Source organism: Streptomyces flavotricini (assembly GCF_020639365.1).
Lineage (GTDB): Bacteria > Actinomycetota > Actinomycetes > Streptomycetales > Streptomycetaceae > Streptomyces > Streptomyces flavotricini.
Genome location: NZ_JAINUL010000001.1, coordinates 8,330,199 through 8,343,094, shown reverse-complemented (window position 1 = coordinate 8,343,094; position 12,896 = coordinate 8,330,199). Strand labels below are relative to the sequence as shown.

Sequence of the window (12,896 nt, the reverse complement as noted above, 5' to 3'; positions counted from 1 at the left end):
GAGCCCGCGAACTCGCCGCCGCACTCCACGCCGCGCTCTACGGAGACCTCGAACCCCTCGCCCGCGCCGTCCCTCCCACACCCTGACACTCACACCACCACCCGGGCTCCTCTCTCCTGCACCGTCCGCCCGTACGCGCCGCAGTCGGGAAACGGACTCCTCAGGGGTCGATTCGTCTGTCTTGGATCTTTACCGAATGATTCATGGATGGTCGGATCGCGGTGCGTACGATTCGGCGGGGGTGGCCGTGACCGGTGGTGCGTGCGGGGTGACGGATGCAGCGAAGACTTGCTCGTGCCCGGCCCCGCTGATCACTGCGTGGTGTGCGCGTGATGACGGCTGTCCACCTTCCTGCAGGCCCCCGGCGGTGAAGCGCAGGTCATGACACGTGCGCTCGTATGCCCGCTGCCCGTTGCCCGTTGCCCGTTGCCCGTTCATGACCCTGACATGCGCAGCGTCGCTCCGGTCTTGTACCTGCGGGCCGGTTCTCGCAGACGGGTCGCAGAGTTGACGGCAGATTTTCCGGGGCACGTGCGTCACAGCGGGTGTGGAGCGGTGTCTATCCGAGTGAAAGCACTTGAGAGCGCCCAGGAAAGGGATACAGGCCATGACCATCCAGCAGCAGGTTCCCGTGTCTGACGAGCGTCCCGCCCGGAAGACGGGTGCCGTGTCCGCGGGCACGACCGAGGTGTTCCTCGGGAAGACGGGTGTGGACGAGCCGGCCGGGACGCGGGGGAAAACGTCGATCGCCGATGTCGTCGTCGTGAAGGTGGCGGGCATCGCCGCACGGGAGGTTCCGGGCGTTCACGACATGGGGGGCGGGCTGTCCCGCACGTTCGGTGCGGTCCGTGACCGTGTGCCCGGTGGCCGTCCCAACGTCGGCCGCGGTGTGAAGGTCGAGGTCGGGGAGCGGCAGACCGCCATCGACGTGGATCTGGTGGTCGAGTACGGGGTCTCGATCACGGAGGTGGCCGGCGACGTGCGGGAGAACGTGATCTCGGCGGTGGAGCGGATCACCGGTCTGGAGGTCGTGGAGGTCAACATCGCCATCAATGATGTGCACCTTCCCGACGACGACGCCCCGGAGTCGTCGGTCGAGCCCCGCGTGGAGTGATCTCCGGGGGGTGCCGAAAGGTTCAGGAGGACACCTCCTGCGGGGGGCTGGCAGAAAGAGCGGAGATGATATGAGCAGAGCGTTCATCGGGATGACCGTCGGGATGGCTCTGGCGTTCGCCGGGTACTTCGGGGGCTTCGGAGCGTTCCTTCTGGTCGCCGCTCTCGGAACGGCCGGATACGCGGCCGGTTCCTGGCTCGACCGGGGCGGACGACCGTACGAGCTGCGGGAGATGTTCGAGCGGAGCAGGCGATGACCGCCCCGGCCGCACGCGGTTCGACCACCATCGCGGACAAGGCCGTGCGGAAGATCGCCGAGCGGGCGGCGGGCGAGGTGCTGCCCGCAGCCCTGGCAGGCACGGCCAAGGGTTCCGCGAGCGTGCACGGCCGGAGGGCCTCCATCGCACTGGACGTGGCCCTGCCCTACCCCGCCCCGCTGTCCGAGACGCTGCGTAGCGTGCAGCAGCACGTCACCGACCGCACCCGGCAGCTCACCGGCCTGGAGGTGACCTCACCACATGTGTCCGTGACCCGGCTGGCCGGTCACAAGGCCGGCGCCACCGAATCCGCCCCGACGGCGCCGGCCGACGCTCCCGTGCCCGCAAGTACACGGTCGGCGCGCAGGTGGTGGTCGGCCCGCCGTGCCCCGATGGCCGTTGTGGTCCTTGTGGCCGCGACGGCCTGTGCCGCTGTGACCGCCGATGTCATCCGTGTCCACGCCACCCACCACGCCGCGGCCGCCTGGCGTCTGCGCGTCGTGGACTGGCTGGCCGGTCACGGGCCCGGCGATCTGGCCGTGACGATCGCGGCCCTCGCTGCCGCCGGCGCTGGCGCGTGGCTGCTCGCCCTGGCGCTCACCCCCGGGCGCCGCGGGCAGCTGACCCTCACCGCCGACGATAGGCGGGCGAACATCGCCGTGGACCGATCCACCGTGGCCACCCTGGTGCGGGATGCCGTCGGCGACTTCGACGGCGTGGAGGCGGTACGGGTACGCCCGGGGCGCCGTAGCCTCACCGTCCGGGCCAGCCTTGCCTTCGGCGACCGGGAGGCCGCTCTGCGGCAGGCAACCGACGCCACCGACCGTGTCCTCGCCGACTGCCTGCTCCGCCGCACCCTGCGCCGCACGGTGACCATCACCGCGGAACCGACCCGGCAGACTCCGCTTCGCACGGCCGACCCCGCCCGCACCAAGGCAGAGCTAAAGGGACCGACCCCGTGAGCGCGCCCCGAATGGCCGTCAACCGGAGCGTCCTGGCCACGGTCGGCGTTGCCCTGCTGGTGGGCGGTACCTGGCTGGCCTGCGCCTGGACCACGCTCCTCGCACGGCTCCCTGATGGCTGGCCCTCTCCGCCGCCCGGCACCGTCCTGCTCGACCGCGGCGGCCTGGCCGACCTGCGTGCCCACACCTGGTGGACTCCCAGCGTCATCGCGGCGGGAGTCCTCGCCACTGCGCTGCTCGCCTGGTGGCTCCTCGGCCAGATCCACGTCGGGCGCCGTCCCCTCTTGCCCCTGGCCACGGCGGGAGGCTCCCTGCGCACGCGGGCCCTGGAAGCGGCACTGACCGAACGCGCCCTGACCGTGGACGGCATCGGCCGCTGCCGCGTCCACCTCCACACCCGCCGACGAACCCTTCAGCTGCACCTGCGGGTATGGCTGGAGCCGGACGCCACTCCCGGCACCGTCGTCGGGCCCCTCAGGGCCCTCACCGCCGAAGCCGCCAGCGCGGCCGCACCCTACGAGATCGACACCCGCCTGCGCATGAGCCACCTCACCCACCGGATACCGCATGTCCGCTGACACCCACCCGGACCACCAGGTCCCCGCCCGCACCGCCCGCACCTGGTGGCCGGCCCTGCGCCGCACACCGGTGACCATGTGGAACGACGACATCAGCGACTACGCGGCCGCACTCACCTACTACGCCATCCTGGCGATCCTGCCCGCCCTGCTCGTCACCGTCCTCGCCTTCGCGATCATCAGCCCGGACGCCGCCGCACAGTTCACCGCACTCGTCACCCACTACGCCCCGGGCCAGTCCGGCAGCGAACTCCACGACCTGCTCACCAGCGCCCTGGAGCGGCACTCCACCACCTGGACACTCCTGACCGCGGGAACCGTCAGCGCCCTGTGGTCCTCCTGCAGCTACCTGGCCGTCTTCCGCCGTGCCCTGCACCACATGCACCGCGTCCCCGATCGCCGCTCCCCCTGGCGCAAAGCCCATCGCATCCTCGCCACCGCCCTGGCCCTGCTCGTCCTGCTCGCCGTCAGCGCGCTCGTCCTGATCCTGAGCGGCCCCGTCGCCAGGACTATCGGAGGACTCCTCCACCTGGACAACAGCGTTCCGCTCCTCTGGAACATCCTGCGATGGCCCCTGCTGCTGTGCCTCGTCGCGGTCCTCGTCGCCGTCCTCTTCCACACCGGACCGGCCTCCGCCCACCGGCAGCGCCGCAGCCTGCCCGGCGGAACCCTCGCCGCCGCCCTGTGGCTGACCGTTTCGGCGGGCTTCGCCCTCTACACCTCAGTGCTGGGCACCTACAACCGCCTCTACGGCTCCCTCGCCGGGATCGTCGTCTTCCTCATCTGGCTCTGGCTCTCCAACCTCGCCCTGCTGACCGGCGCGCAACTCACCGCCGAACTCCACAAAGCCGCAACCGCCGTTGAACCTCCCAACAGCAGCATTTGCCATGCCCACGCCCGACGTCCCGGAGTCGGCTCATTCTGATCATTCACCGGGGAGTTCGGGTGCGCATCCCGCAACTCATCACCGTCACGACGGCAGCCCTGCTCCGTGAGAAGACGTGGTCGACCCGGGCGCGGGCCCTGGCGCTGCCGTCGCTGAGCGCTCGGCGCCAGGACCCGACGCAGGGCTGCAGTGGCGTTTCGCCGCCTTGGGCAGGCAGGGCCCACTGGCTTTACCACTACGACCGGGTGCGCAGGTACGCAGCCCGGCGTGCAGGAGCGGGGGGGACGCTCGGACTCGGCGTGATCTGATCAGTGGGGTTCGGCGTCCGGCCCGCTTCCATGCCCAGGCGGGCTGCCTCCGGTCCCGGTCCGCCTTCTCTCCCGCCGAAAGAGATGCCCGAAGCCGGGGGGAGAGCCGCGAGGCTACGGCTTGCTGTCCCCCAGCAGCGGTGCGGAATCAGGTACGTGCGGCGCCATGGGCCGAGCCAGTGCGCTGGGCCACCAGGCGCGAGGGCCGATGTCAATGACGAGGGCCGGTACCAGCAGTGAGCGCACGACGAGGGTGTCGAGCAGGACGCCGAAGGCGACGATGAAGGCGATCTGGACGAGGAAGGCCAGGGGGATCACCATCAGTGCGGCGAAGGTCGCGGCGAGGACGACGCCGGCGGAGGTGATGACGCCTCCCGTGGTGATGAGCCCGCGCAGGACGCCCTGGCGCGTGCCGTGGGTGAGGGCTTCCTCGCGGACGCGGGACATGAGGAAGATGTTGTAGTCGACGCCGAGGGCGACGAGGAACACGAAGCCGTAGAGCGGTACGGAGGCGTCCGTGCCGGTGAAGCCCAGCAGGTGTTCGAAGACGAGGGCGGACACACCGAGCGTCGCAAGGAAGTTGAGGGCGACGGTCGCGACAAGCAGGACGGGCACGAGTACGGACCGCAGGAGTGCGATCAGGATCAGCAGGATGATGCCGAGGACGATCGGGACGATGACGGTGCGGTCGCGGGCCGCGGTCTGCTGGGTGTCGTACTGCTGAGCGGTATAGCCGCCGACCAGGGCTTCGGCGCCGGGGAGTGCGTGCACCTCGTCGCGCAGCCGCTGGATTGTCTCCTTTGCAGCGTCGCTGTCGGCTGCGGCGTCGAGCGTGGCGTCCAGGCGCACGCGGCCGTCCACGACGAGCGGATCCCCGGTTCCCGGTCGGCCGGTCGCGGTGACCGGGGTGACGGCTGCAACGCCGTCCGTGGATTCGGCGGCCGCTCGTACTTCAGCGGCTTTGCCAACGTTGGTGATGATCACGGCCGGGTTGCCTGATCCACCGGGAAAATGCCGGGCCAAGGTCTGCTGGGCACTGACCGAAGGGGCTTCGTTGACGAAGATCTCGTCCAGTGGCACACCCTTGGACGACAGTGTTGACGAGAACCCTGCAAGTACCGCGAGCAGGAGCGCGGTGGACATCCACACCCGCCGTGGTGCCCGGTTGATCATTGCGGCGATACGGCGCCACACGTTGTGGCCTTCGGCGGTGGCGTCGGCGGGCTTGGGAGTGGCAGGCCAGTAGGCGGCCCGGCCCAGCACCACCAGAGCGGCAGGCAGGAAGGTGAGGGTGGTGAGGACGGAGCAGGCGATGCCGATGGCGCCGACCGGCCCAAGGGCCCGGTTGTTCGTCAGGTCGCTGGCCAGCAGAGCCAAGAGACCCAGGGCCACGGTCGCCGCGCTGGCGGTGATGGCTCCGGCCGACCGGCGCACGGCGGCCACTGCCGCCTTCGTGCGGTCGTCCTGTCGGGCGAGTTCCTCACGGAAGCGCGCTGCCAGGAGCAGGGCGTAGTCGGTTGCGGCGCCGATGACCAGGATCGACAAGATCCCCTGGACTTGGCCGTCGACCCGTACCGCGCCCCGGTCGGCCAGCGCATAGACCACCGCGCAGGCCAGACCGAGGGCGAACACCGCACTGATGATGATCACCAGTGGCAGCAGAACGCTGCGGTAGACCAGGAGCAGAATCAGCAGCACCGCCCCCAGGGCCACGCCGAGCAGCAGTCCGTCGATGCCGGCGAACGCATCGGCCAGGTCCGCCTGGCTGGCCGCGGGGCCGGCGATCTGGACCGTGGTCGCCGTTACCTGCTGAGCGGCCTGCCGCACCTCCTCCAGGACTGCCGGGATCTCCTCGCCCAGGTTGGTGGCCAGCGGCACGACGGCCTGGAGAGCTCGGCCGTCGGCTGAAAGGAAGGCCGGGGAGGGCGGAGCGGCGACGCCGGGTTTGCCGACGAGAGCGGTGACCGCTCGGGTGGCGGCCTCCTGCTGTTCGGAGGTGACCGGGTTGCCGTTTGCCGTCCAGACGATGATGGCGGGGATGGAAGGCGACGTCTCGAACGCCTTGCGGGCTTCGAGGGCCTGCGTGGACTCGGCGTTGCGCGGCAGGAACGCCGCCTGGTCGTTGGTGGCGACCTCGCCCAGCTTCCCCGCGTACGGTCCCAGCGTCCCGCCGATGCCGAGCCACACGATCAGCAGCGCGAGCGGCACGATCCAGCGGGCCCAGCGCGGTGTCTTCTTCAAGGTGAGCCCCTTGCCCGAGAGGTTAAGTCAATCATAAAGAATGTCAATCATTGAGAGATTATATGCTGTGGTCATGCGCGACACCGACAGCCCCTCGTCTTCACTTCCGGCCGACGACCCGATCGGGTTGCAGTCGTTCGCTGTCTTGCTGCGCCGGATGAACGCAGAGTTCAACCGCATCGCGCAGGAGTTCGCCCATACCCAGGGCCTCCACCTCACCGACGTCCAGGCCCTCATCGCCGTACTGGACGCAGACGACGCCGAAGAAACCGGCCCCATGACCCCGGGCCGGCTCCGCAAGCAGATGAACCTCACCTCCGGTGCCATGACCGCATGCCTGGACCGACTGGAGAAGACCGGCCACATCCGCCGCGTCCGGGCCGCCGACGACCGCCGGGTGGTCCACCTGCACTACGCCCAGGCAGCCAAACAGGTCGCCCGGGACTACTTTCGCCCCCTGGCCCAAAGCACCGACGCCGCCCGCGCACGCTTCAGTGACGACGAACTCCACGTGGTGGTGCGCTTCCTCGCCGAGATGAACCGTCAGCTCACCCTCGTAAGGAGATGAGCCCCCGCCCGTCTGCCCGAGGCAAACGAGCCCCTGGGACACGTCCGCCCCGACGGGGCAACGTCTAAGGGCATGAACGAGGGGCTGCGGCCGCAGGCGCAGAGCAAAGGCACACGGTTCGGGGACAAGCGGCCGACCGCTGCGGGGGAACCCTGGAGGGCGTGCGCATTCCATCTTGCCGCCATTCCCTGCCGGGGCAGCCCGCCGCTCGCCATCGAAGCGGCGGACAGATGAGGAGACACCGAGACGGGTAACCATGCCGGTCGGGCAGGTCAGTGGTGGCTGGCGTCCCGGTGCGCCAGCCGGCCGGCGGCGCGAGGCAAGGACGGGGTACCCGGTCGTCGACGTCGCCATGCGCCAGCTCGCCCATGAGAGGGGTGGATACACGGCCGGGGCCGGCTCACCGTCGCCTCGTTCCTGACCAAGGCCCTCTACATCGACTGGCGTGAGGGCGCCCGCCACTTCCTGAGCCTGCCGGTGGACGGCGAGGTGGCCAACAACCAGCTGAACTGGCAGTGCGTGGCCGGCACCGGCACGCACACCCGCCCCCAACCGGATCCGCAACCCGGTGCCTCAGGGCCGGCGCTACGACCCGGACGGCGCCCATGTCCGGCGCTGGGTCCCAGAGCTCGCCTGACCATGCAGATTCAATGCAGAAACGCTGCAAGTTGATCAGACCACTCTGGCCCGATGACCCTGATCGCATCGCGTCCGCCGGATTGCGGCGGTTGCCTTCCTCCCGCGCTGGCTCCCCCCGCTCCGGCGGACGCGATCTACGGCGAAGCGGAGGAGGAGGGGTCATGGCTGCATCGCTCGCGCGAGGCAAGAACATCGGCCGACCGGCAGGATCCCGGCCACGGCTCGACGATGCGGTCTCGGACGCGGAAATCGCCTCGTTGCTTGTCCGCGGCGATGAGCGGTGGCTGTCGCTGGCACACCGGCGGTGGAGTCGTCTCGTTCACGCATATGCCTTGCGCGTCCTGGGCGACGCGCTCGATGCCGAGGATGTCGCCCAGCAGGTGTTCGTCGCCGCATGGCGAGGGCGAGCCGGGTTCCGGCCCGATCGCGGCACGCTGCCGGCGTGGCTCATGGGCATCACCCGGCTCAAGACGGTGGACGCCCTGAGCGCGCGAACCCGGCGCCTGGAGCTTGTGGCCGCGGTGGGCAGGCATCGCTGCGATGAGACGGTCGGGGGACCCGAGCAGGTGATCGACCGGATCGTGATCACCAGGGAACTCGCCCGGCTGCCGCGGGCCCAGCGCGACGTACTGACCCTTTCCTACTTCGCCGATCTCACCCAGGTACAGATCGCTGACCGCACCGGGATGCCACTCGGCAGCGTCAAGAGCCACGCCCGGCGGGGGATCCAACGGCTCCGCCTCCGCGTGGTCGCAGACGCCGTGGAAGCCGGGCGCTGACAAGCGCACCCGTCCAGCAGGGCGCCGCACCCAATCGACTGATGAGAGCCGGGCCGTGGAAACAGCGTTTCCCAGGACCAAGACACCAGGGGTGGACAGGATGGACCGAAGAAGCATCGCGGTGGTGGGCGCAGGCGTGTCCGGACTCACGGCCGCGCACATCTTGTCCCGGAGCCAGGACGTGGTCCTCTACGAGGCGGATGACCGGCTCGGCGGCCACGCGCACACCCACGAAGTCCCGACCAGCGGTGGCGGAACGGTCAGGGTGGACACCGGTTTCATCGTCCACAACGACCGCACCTATCCCCACCTGAATCGCCTCCTGCGTGAGCTCGGCGTGACCACTCAGGACTCCGAGATGAGCATGTCGGTCCGGTGCGACGGCTGCGGCCTGGAGTACGCCGGCGCCCGAGGCCCGCTCGGACTCCTCGGCGGAGCCAACCTGCTCCGCGGACGCCATCTGCTGATGCTCGCCGACGTGCCCCGGTTCCATCGCGCCGCGCGTCGGCTGCTCGCCGCCGACGACACGGCCTCCACCCTGGGCCGCTTCCTGCGCGAGCACCGCTTCTCGTCCTACTTTGTCAGCCACTTCGCGATCCCCCTGGTTGCGGCCGTCTGGTCCTGCCCGCCGGCCACCGCCCTGCAGTACCCTGCCGCGTACCTCTTCCGCTTCCTAGACCACCACGGGCTGCTGTCGGTCACCGGGTCCCCGCAGTGGAAGACCGTCACCGGAGGATCCAAGGCCTACGTCGAGCAGGCCGCCAAGTCCCCGGCCCGCGTTCTGACCTCCACACCGGTCCGCAAGATCGTGCGCGGAGCCGACCGGGTGCGCCTGTTCACCGAGGACGGAGAGTCGGCCGAGCACGCCGCGGTCGTCATCGCCGTCCACCCCGACCAGGCACTTCGCCTGTTGGCCGACCCCACGGAGCAGGAACGCCGCGTCCTCGGTGCCTTCACCTACTCCCGCAATCCGACCGTGCTGCACCGTGACACCTCGCTGCTGCCTCGCTCCGGCCATGCCCGGGCGTCGTGGAACTACTGGCTCCCTTCCTGCTCGGCCCGGCCCGGTTCCGTTCAGGTCAGCTATGACATGAACCGGCTTCAGCATCTGCCCGGCCGCGAGCCGCACATCGTCACGCTCAACCCCGGTGACCGGATCGACGAGAGCACCATCCTGGCCCGAATGGTCTATGAACACCCGGTCTACACAACCGAGTCGGTGGCGGCGCAGCGGATGCTGCCCACCCTCAACAACGGCGTCACCGTCTTCGCGGGCGCCTATCACGGGTGGGGTTTCCACGAGGACGGCTGCCGCTCGGGCGCCGAGGCGGCCAGACACCTCGGGGTGACCTGGTGACCTCCGCCCCCGCCCACCCGGCACCACCACATGTCCCCGCCCTGTACGCGGCCGAGGTGAGGCACGTGCGGTCCTCGCCGTTCAGGTACGTCCTCGGGCATCGGACGTACATGTGGCTGGTCGACCTGGACGACCTTCCGGTCATGCCCCGCATCCTGCGCCCGCTCGCCCGCTTCGACCCCCGCGACCACTTCACGGGCGACACCCCCACCCTGCGCGCCGGGATCGACGCCTACCTCGCCGCCCAGGGAACCAGCGCCGGCGGGCGGGTTCTCATGCTGGCCCACGCACGCGTGCTGGGACATGTCTTCAACCCCCTGACGCTGTACTGGTGCCACAACACGTCCGGCAGTCTCGTCTGTGTCGTCGCCGAGGTCCACAACACCTACGGCGAACGCCACTGCTACCTCCTGCACCCTGACGCCCAAGCCCGTGACGAGGTGCCCAAGGACTTCTACGTGTCCCCGTTCTTCGACGTCGAGGGCAGCTACCGGATGAGGCTGCCGCTGCCCGGAGACCGCCTCGACTTGACCGTCCAGCTCTGCCAAGCAGACGGTTCACGACCTCTGACCGCCACCGTCCGCGGAACGCACCGTCCTGCCGGAACCCGCTCCCTGGTCGCGGCCCTGCTGCGTAACCCGTGGTCCACCGCCGGAGTGTCGCTCGGCATCCGCCGGCACGGCATCCGCCTCTACCTCAAAGGCCTCCCCGTCCAGCCGCGGCCCACCCGCCCGGCCCATCCCGTCCAGGAAGACGCGCCGTGACCCTCACCCTTCCTCCCGCTCCCCACGGCGAGACCCGCGCCGGCCGTCACCTGGTGGACGCCACGCGCTGGCCCGAGGTCGCCCGCCTACCACGCGCATCGGCCCTGCGCACGCACGTCGCCCGCCGGATCGTGGAGCGCGCCTTTCACCGACTGCCGTTGCGGGTGCGGATCGCCGGCGTCGGGACGAAGGTTCCCCCGCAGCCCAAGGGAAGTGCGGGCTGCCCGCCGACACTGACTCTGCGCGAGCCCGACTCCTTCTACCGGCGGATCGGCGCGGACGGCCTGATCGGCTTCGGCGAGTCCTATATGGCGGGCGAATGGGACAGTGATGACCTGGTCGGGGTGCTGACCGTCCTCGCCTGCCACGTGGACGACCTCGTGCCGCAGGCTCTGCGCGGTGTGCGGGGCGTCTGGGTCCGCAGCCGCCCGGCCTCGGACCTGAACACCGTCGAGGGAGCCCGCCGCAACATCCAGCGGCACTATGACCTGTCCAACGAGCTCTTCGCCACCTTCCTCGACCCGACCCTCACCTACTCCTCGGCCGTCTTCACTTCTCTTCCGGCCGGCATCGCCGATCTGCCCGCGGCGCAGCATCGCAAGATCGACCGGCTTCTCGACCTCGCCGGGACCGGATCGGGCTCCAGCCTCCTGGAGATCGGCACAGGCTGGGGTGAACTCGCCATCCGGGCCGCCGCGCGTGGCGCCCGCGTCCGCACCGTCACCCTCTCCCGGGAGCAACGCGAGTTGGCCCTGAAGCGCATCGCGGATGCCGGGGTCGCAGACCGGGTCACCGTCGAGCTGTGCGACTACCGTCGTGCCGAAGGCAGGTACGACGCCGTCGTGAGCGTCGAGATGATCGAAGCCGTCGGAGCCGCCTACTGGCCCGCCTACTTCGGCGCCCTGCGCAGCCTGCTGGCTCCCGGCGGCCGTGCCGTACTCCAGGCCATCACCATGCCCCACGAGCGGATGCTGAACACCGCCCGCACGCACACCTGGATCAGCAAGTACGTCTTTCCCGGAGGCCTCATCCCCTCCCGGGAGGCCATCGCGAAGCAGAGCGCGGCCGCTGGACTGTCCATCGTCCACGACACCGGCTACGGCGACCACTACGCGGAAACGCTCCGCCTGTGGCGCGAGCGGTTCCTCCACCAGTCCGCCGAGGTGACCGCCCTCGGCTTCGACGACGCTTTCCGCCGGATGTGGGAGCTCTACCTCGCCTACTCCGAGGCCGGCTTCCGCTCCCGCTACCTCGATGTCCGCCAGCTCGTGCTCACCGACGGGACAGCGGCTCACGAATCCACGAACGGGCCACTGTCATGAGTTCCGTTGACACGGGAGCCCTCGCCACCGTCCTCGTCGCATCGGCGGGCACAGCGCTTACCGTCATGCTTGTCACGTTTGCCGTGGGCACGGTCAAAGGGGTGCACCGGATCGTCGACAGCGCCTGGGGCCTGGCCTTCGCCTCCGTCGCCGCCGTCGCCTGGATCCTCTCGGCCGGCCAGGGCGACCCGGCACGAAGGACCGTGGTGGCCCTTGCCACCGTGGTGTGGGGGCTGCGCCTCGCGGTGCACATCGCACGGCGCGGACGGGGACAGGCGGAGGATCCGCGCTATGCCCGCATGCTCGCCCGGGCACGCGGCAACCAGAACGTGTACGCCCTGCGCAGCATCTACCTTCTCCAGGGCTCCCTGGTCTGGCTGGTGTCCCTGCCCGTCCAGTTCGCCGTACTGCTCCCCCAGCCCCTGGACGCCGCGGCCGCGCTGGGGCTGGCCCTGTGGGCCGCCGGACTGTTCTTCGAGGCGCTCGGGGACCACCAGCTCGCCCGGTTCAACGCAGATCCCTCGAACAGGGGCCGCATCATGGACCGCGGGCTGTGGGCCTGGACCCGGCACCCCAACTACTTCGGCGACTTCCTCGTCTGGTGGGGCCTGTACCTGACGGCCTGCGTCACCTGGCAGACCGCGGCCGCGACCCTCGTCTCCCCGCTCTTGATGAGCGCCCTGCTGATCAAGGGGAGTGGCAAACGCCTACTCGAAGCGCACATGGCCGACCGCCCCGGGTACGCCGACTACCAGGCCCGCACCAGCGGGTTCCTTCCCCGGCCTCCGCGTCCGCCAAGCCCTGCGGACCGGCAAGGTTGAAGATCAGAAGGCTCAGGTGGGCCGTCCTGCCTCAAGGGCTGGCTGTCCGCTCCTGGCCCCGGGTCCCCTCCGGCGTAGTGGTCTGCTCCATGGCGGACGCGCCAACGACCTGCGGCCGCGCCGCTGCTGGCGGCATCCGGGTCTTCTTCATCGGACACGCCATCGACTGCCGCGCGGCCTTGCGGGCCACCGGGCCCTCCTGCGTTCGAGGAGTCATCGTGCTCCCCCTGGTGCCCGCCGGGTGAGCCGGTCGGGCCACCTCGACGGACGAGAGGTGTACTTGGTGCACGACGAGAAGGGC

At 70.0% G+C, this 12,896-nt stretch carries 12 protein-coding genes and 1 pseudogene; 12 read left to right on the top strand and 1 reads right to left on the bottom strand.

Annotation, left to right across the window (positions count from 1 at the left end):
* Nucleotides 1-607 precede the first annotated feature (607 nt).
* The 5 genes from K7B10_RS38295 to K7B10_RS38275 all read left to right on the top strand — a co-directional run bounded on the left by K7B10_RS38295 (nt 608) and on the right by K7B10_RS38275 (nt 3,835).
* Nucleotides 608-1,114, top strand: coding sequence for an Asp23/Gls24 family envelope stress response protein (locus K7B10_RS38295; protein ID WP_229344055.1), 507 nt, complete (start codon nt 608-610; stop codon nt 1,112-1,114).
* A gap of 70 nt (nt 1,115-1,184) precedes the next feature.
* Entirely contained in the window at nt 1,185-1,370 is a 186-nt protein-coding gene (locus tag K7B10_RS38290; RefSeq protein WP_229344053.1) for a hypothetical protein, read from the top strand.
* On the top strand, nt 1,367-2,332 hold the full coding sequence (locus K7B10_RS38285; RefSeq protein ID WP_229344051.1) for a DUF6286 domain-containing Asp23/Gls24 family envelope stress response protein: 966 nt from the start codon (nt 1,367-1,369) through the stop codon (nt 2,330-2,332). Before K7B10_RS38290 ends, K7B10_RS38285 begins: the two co-directional genes overlap by 4 nt.
* A complete protein-coding gene (locus K7B10_RS38280) occupies nt 2,329-2,910 on the top strand; it encodes an Asp23/Gls24 family envelope stress response protein (RefSeq protein WP_229344049.1) in 582 nt (193 codons plus the stop codon). The genes K7B10_RS38285 and K7B10_RS38280 overlap by 4 nt, the downstream gene beginning before the upstream one ends.
* On the top strand, nt 2,900-3,835 hold the full coding sequence (locus K7B10_RS38275; protein WP_229344047.1) for a YihY/virulence factor BrkB family protein: 936 nt from the start codon (nt 2,900-2,902) through the stop codon (nt 3,833-3,835). Before K7B10_RS38280 ends, K7B10_RS38275 begins: the two co-directional genes overlap by 11 nt.
* 383 nt (nt 3,836-4,218) lie before the next feature.
* Here the strand turns inward: K7B10_RS38275 and K7B10_RS38270 are convergent, their stop codons facing one another.
* Nucleotides 4,219-6,345, bottom strand: coding sequence for an MMPL family transporter (locus tag K7B10_RS38270; RefSeq protein ID WP_229344045.1), 2,127 nt, complete (start codon nt 6,343-6,345; stop codon nt 4,219-4,221).
* Between the two features lie 73 nt (nt 6,346-6,418).
* Between K7B10_RS38270 and K7B10_RS38265 the strand changes: the two genes are divergently transcribed.
* The 7 genes and pseudogenes from K7B10_RS38265 to K7B10_RS38235 all read left to right on the top strand — a co-directional run bounded on the left by K7B10_RS38265 (nt 6,419) and on the right by K7B10_RS38235 (nt 12,595).
* Nucleotides 6,419-6,913: a MarR family winged helix-turn-helix transcriptional regulator gene (locus K7B10_RS38265; RefSeq protein WP_229344043.1), complete on the top strand. Its 495-nt coding sequence runs from the start codon at nt 6,419-6,421 to the stop codon at nt 6,911-6,913.
* A 313-nt stretch (nt 6,914-7,226) separates the two neighbouring features.
* Nucleotides 7,227-7,547 (top strand): annotated as a pseudogene (locus K7B10_RS38260) (FAD-binding domain-containing protein); the annotation flags it as partial.
* A 166-nt stretch (nt 7,548-7,713) separates the two neighbouring features.
* A complete protein-coding gene (locus tag K7B10_RS38255) occupies nt 7,714-8,331 on the top strand; it encodes a sigma-70 family RNA polymerase sigma factor (protein ID WP_229344041.1) in 618 nt (205 codons plus the stop codon).
* Between the two features lie 100 nt (nt 8,332-8,431).
* Nucleotides 8,432-9,688: an NAD(P)/FAD-dependent oxidoreductase gene (locus tag K7B10_RS38250; protein ID WP_229344038.1), complete on the top strand. Its 1,257-nt coding sequence runs from the start codon at nt 8,432-8,434 to the stop codon at nt 9,686-9,688.
* Complete coding sequence (locus tag K7B10_RS38245) at nt 9,685-10,452, top strand: DUF1365 domain-containing protein (RefSeq protein WP_229344035.1); 768 nt, start codon at nt 9,685-9,687, stop codon at nt 10,450-10,452. Before K7B10_RS38250 ends, K7B10_RS38245 begins: the two co-directional genes overlap by 4 nt.
* Nucleotides 10,449-11,774 (top strand): SAM-dependent methyltransferase, encoded by a 1,326-nt coding sequence (locus K7B10_RS38240; protein ID WP_229344033.1) that lies wholly within the window; start codon nt 10,449-10,451, stop codon nt 11,772-11,774. The genes K7B10_RS38245 and K7B10_RS38240 overlap by 4 nt, the downstream gene beginning before the upstream one ends.
* Nucleotides 11,771-12,595 carry a DUF1295 domain-containing protein gene (locus K7B10_RS38235; protein ID WP_229344031.1) on the top strand — a complete coding sequence of 275 codons (825 nt, stop codon included), beginning with the start codon at nt 11,771-11,773 and terminating at the stop codon, nt 12,593-12,595. Before K7B10_RS38240 ends, K7B10_RS38235 begins: the two co-directional genes overlap by 4 nt.
* The last annotated feature ends 301 nt before the right edge of the window (nt 12,596-12,896 follow it).

What these genes read in the sequence shown, in the direction of transcription:
- K7B10_RS38295 (WP_229344055.1), top strand. Translation starts at nt 608, where the DNA reads ATGACCATCCAGCAGCAGGTTCCCGTGTCTGACGAGCGTCCCGCCCGG.
- K7B10_RS38290 (WP_229344053.1), top strand. Translation starts at nt 1,185, where the DNA reads ATGAGCAGAGCGTTCATCGGGATGACCGTCGGGATGGCTCTGGCGTTC.
- K7B10_RS38285 (WP_229344051.1), top strand. Translation starts at nt 1,367, where the DNA reads ATGACCGCCCCGGCCGCACGCGGTTCGACCACCATCGCGGACAAGGCC.
- K7B10_RS38275 (WP_229344047.1), top strand. Translation starts at nt 2,900, where the DNA reads ATGTCCGCTGACACCCACCCGGACCACCAGGTCCCCGCCCGCACCGCC.
- K7B10_RS38265 (WP_229344043.1), top strand. Translation starts at nt 6,419, where the DNA reads ATGCGCGACACCGACAGCCCCTCGTCTTCACTTCCGGCCGACGACCCG.
- K7B10_RS38255 (WP_229344041.1), top strand. Translation starts at nt 7,714, where the DNA reads ATGGCTGCATCGCTCGCGCGAGGCAAGAACATCGGCCGACCGGCAGGA.
- K7B10_RS38250 (WP_229344038.1), top strand. Translation starts at nt 8,432, where the DNA reads ATGGACCGAAGAAGCATCGCGGTGGTGGGCGCAGGCGTGTCCGGACTC.
- K7B10_RS38235 (WP_229344031.1), top strand. Translation starts at nt 11,771, where the DNA reads ATGAGTTCCGTTGACACGGGAGCCCTCGCCACCGTCCTCGTCGCATCG.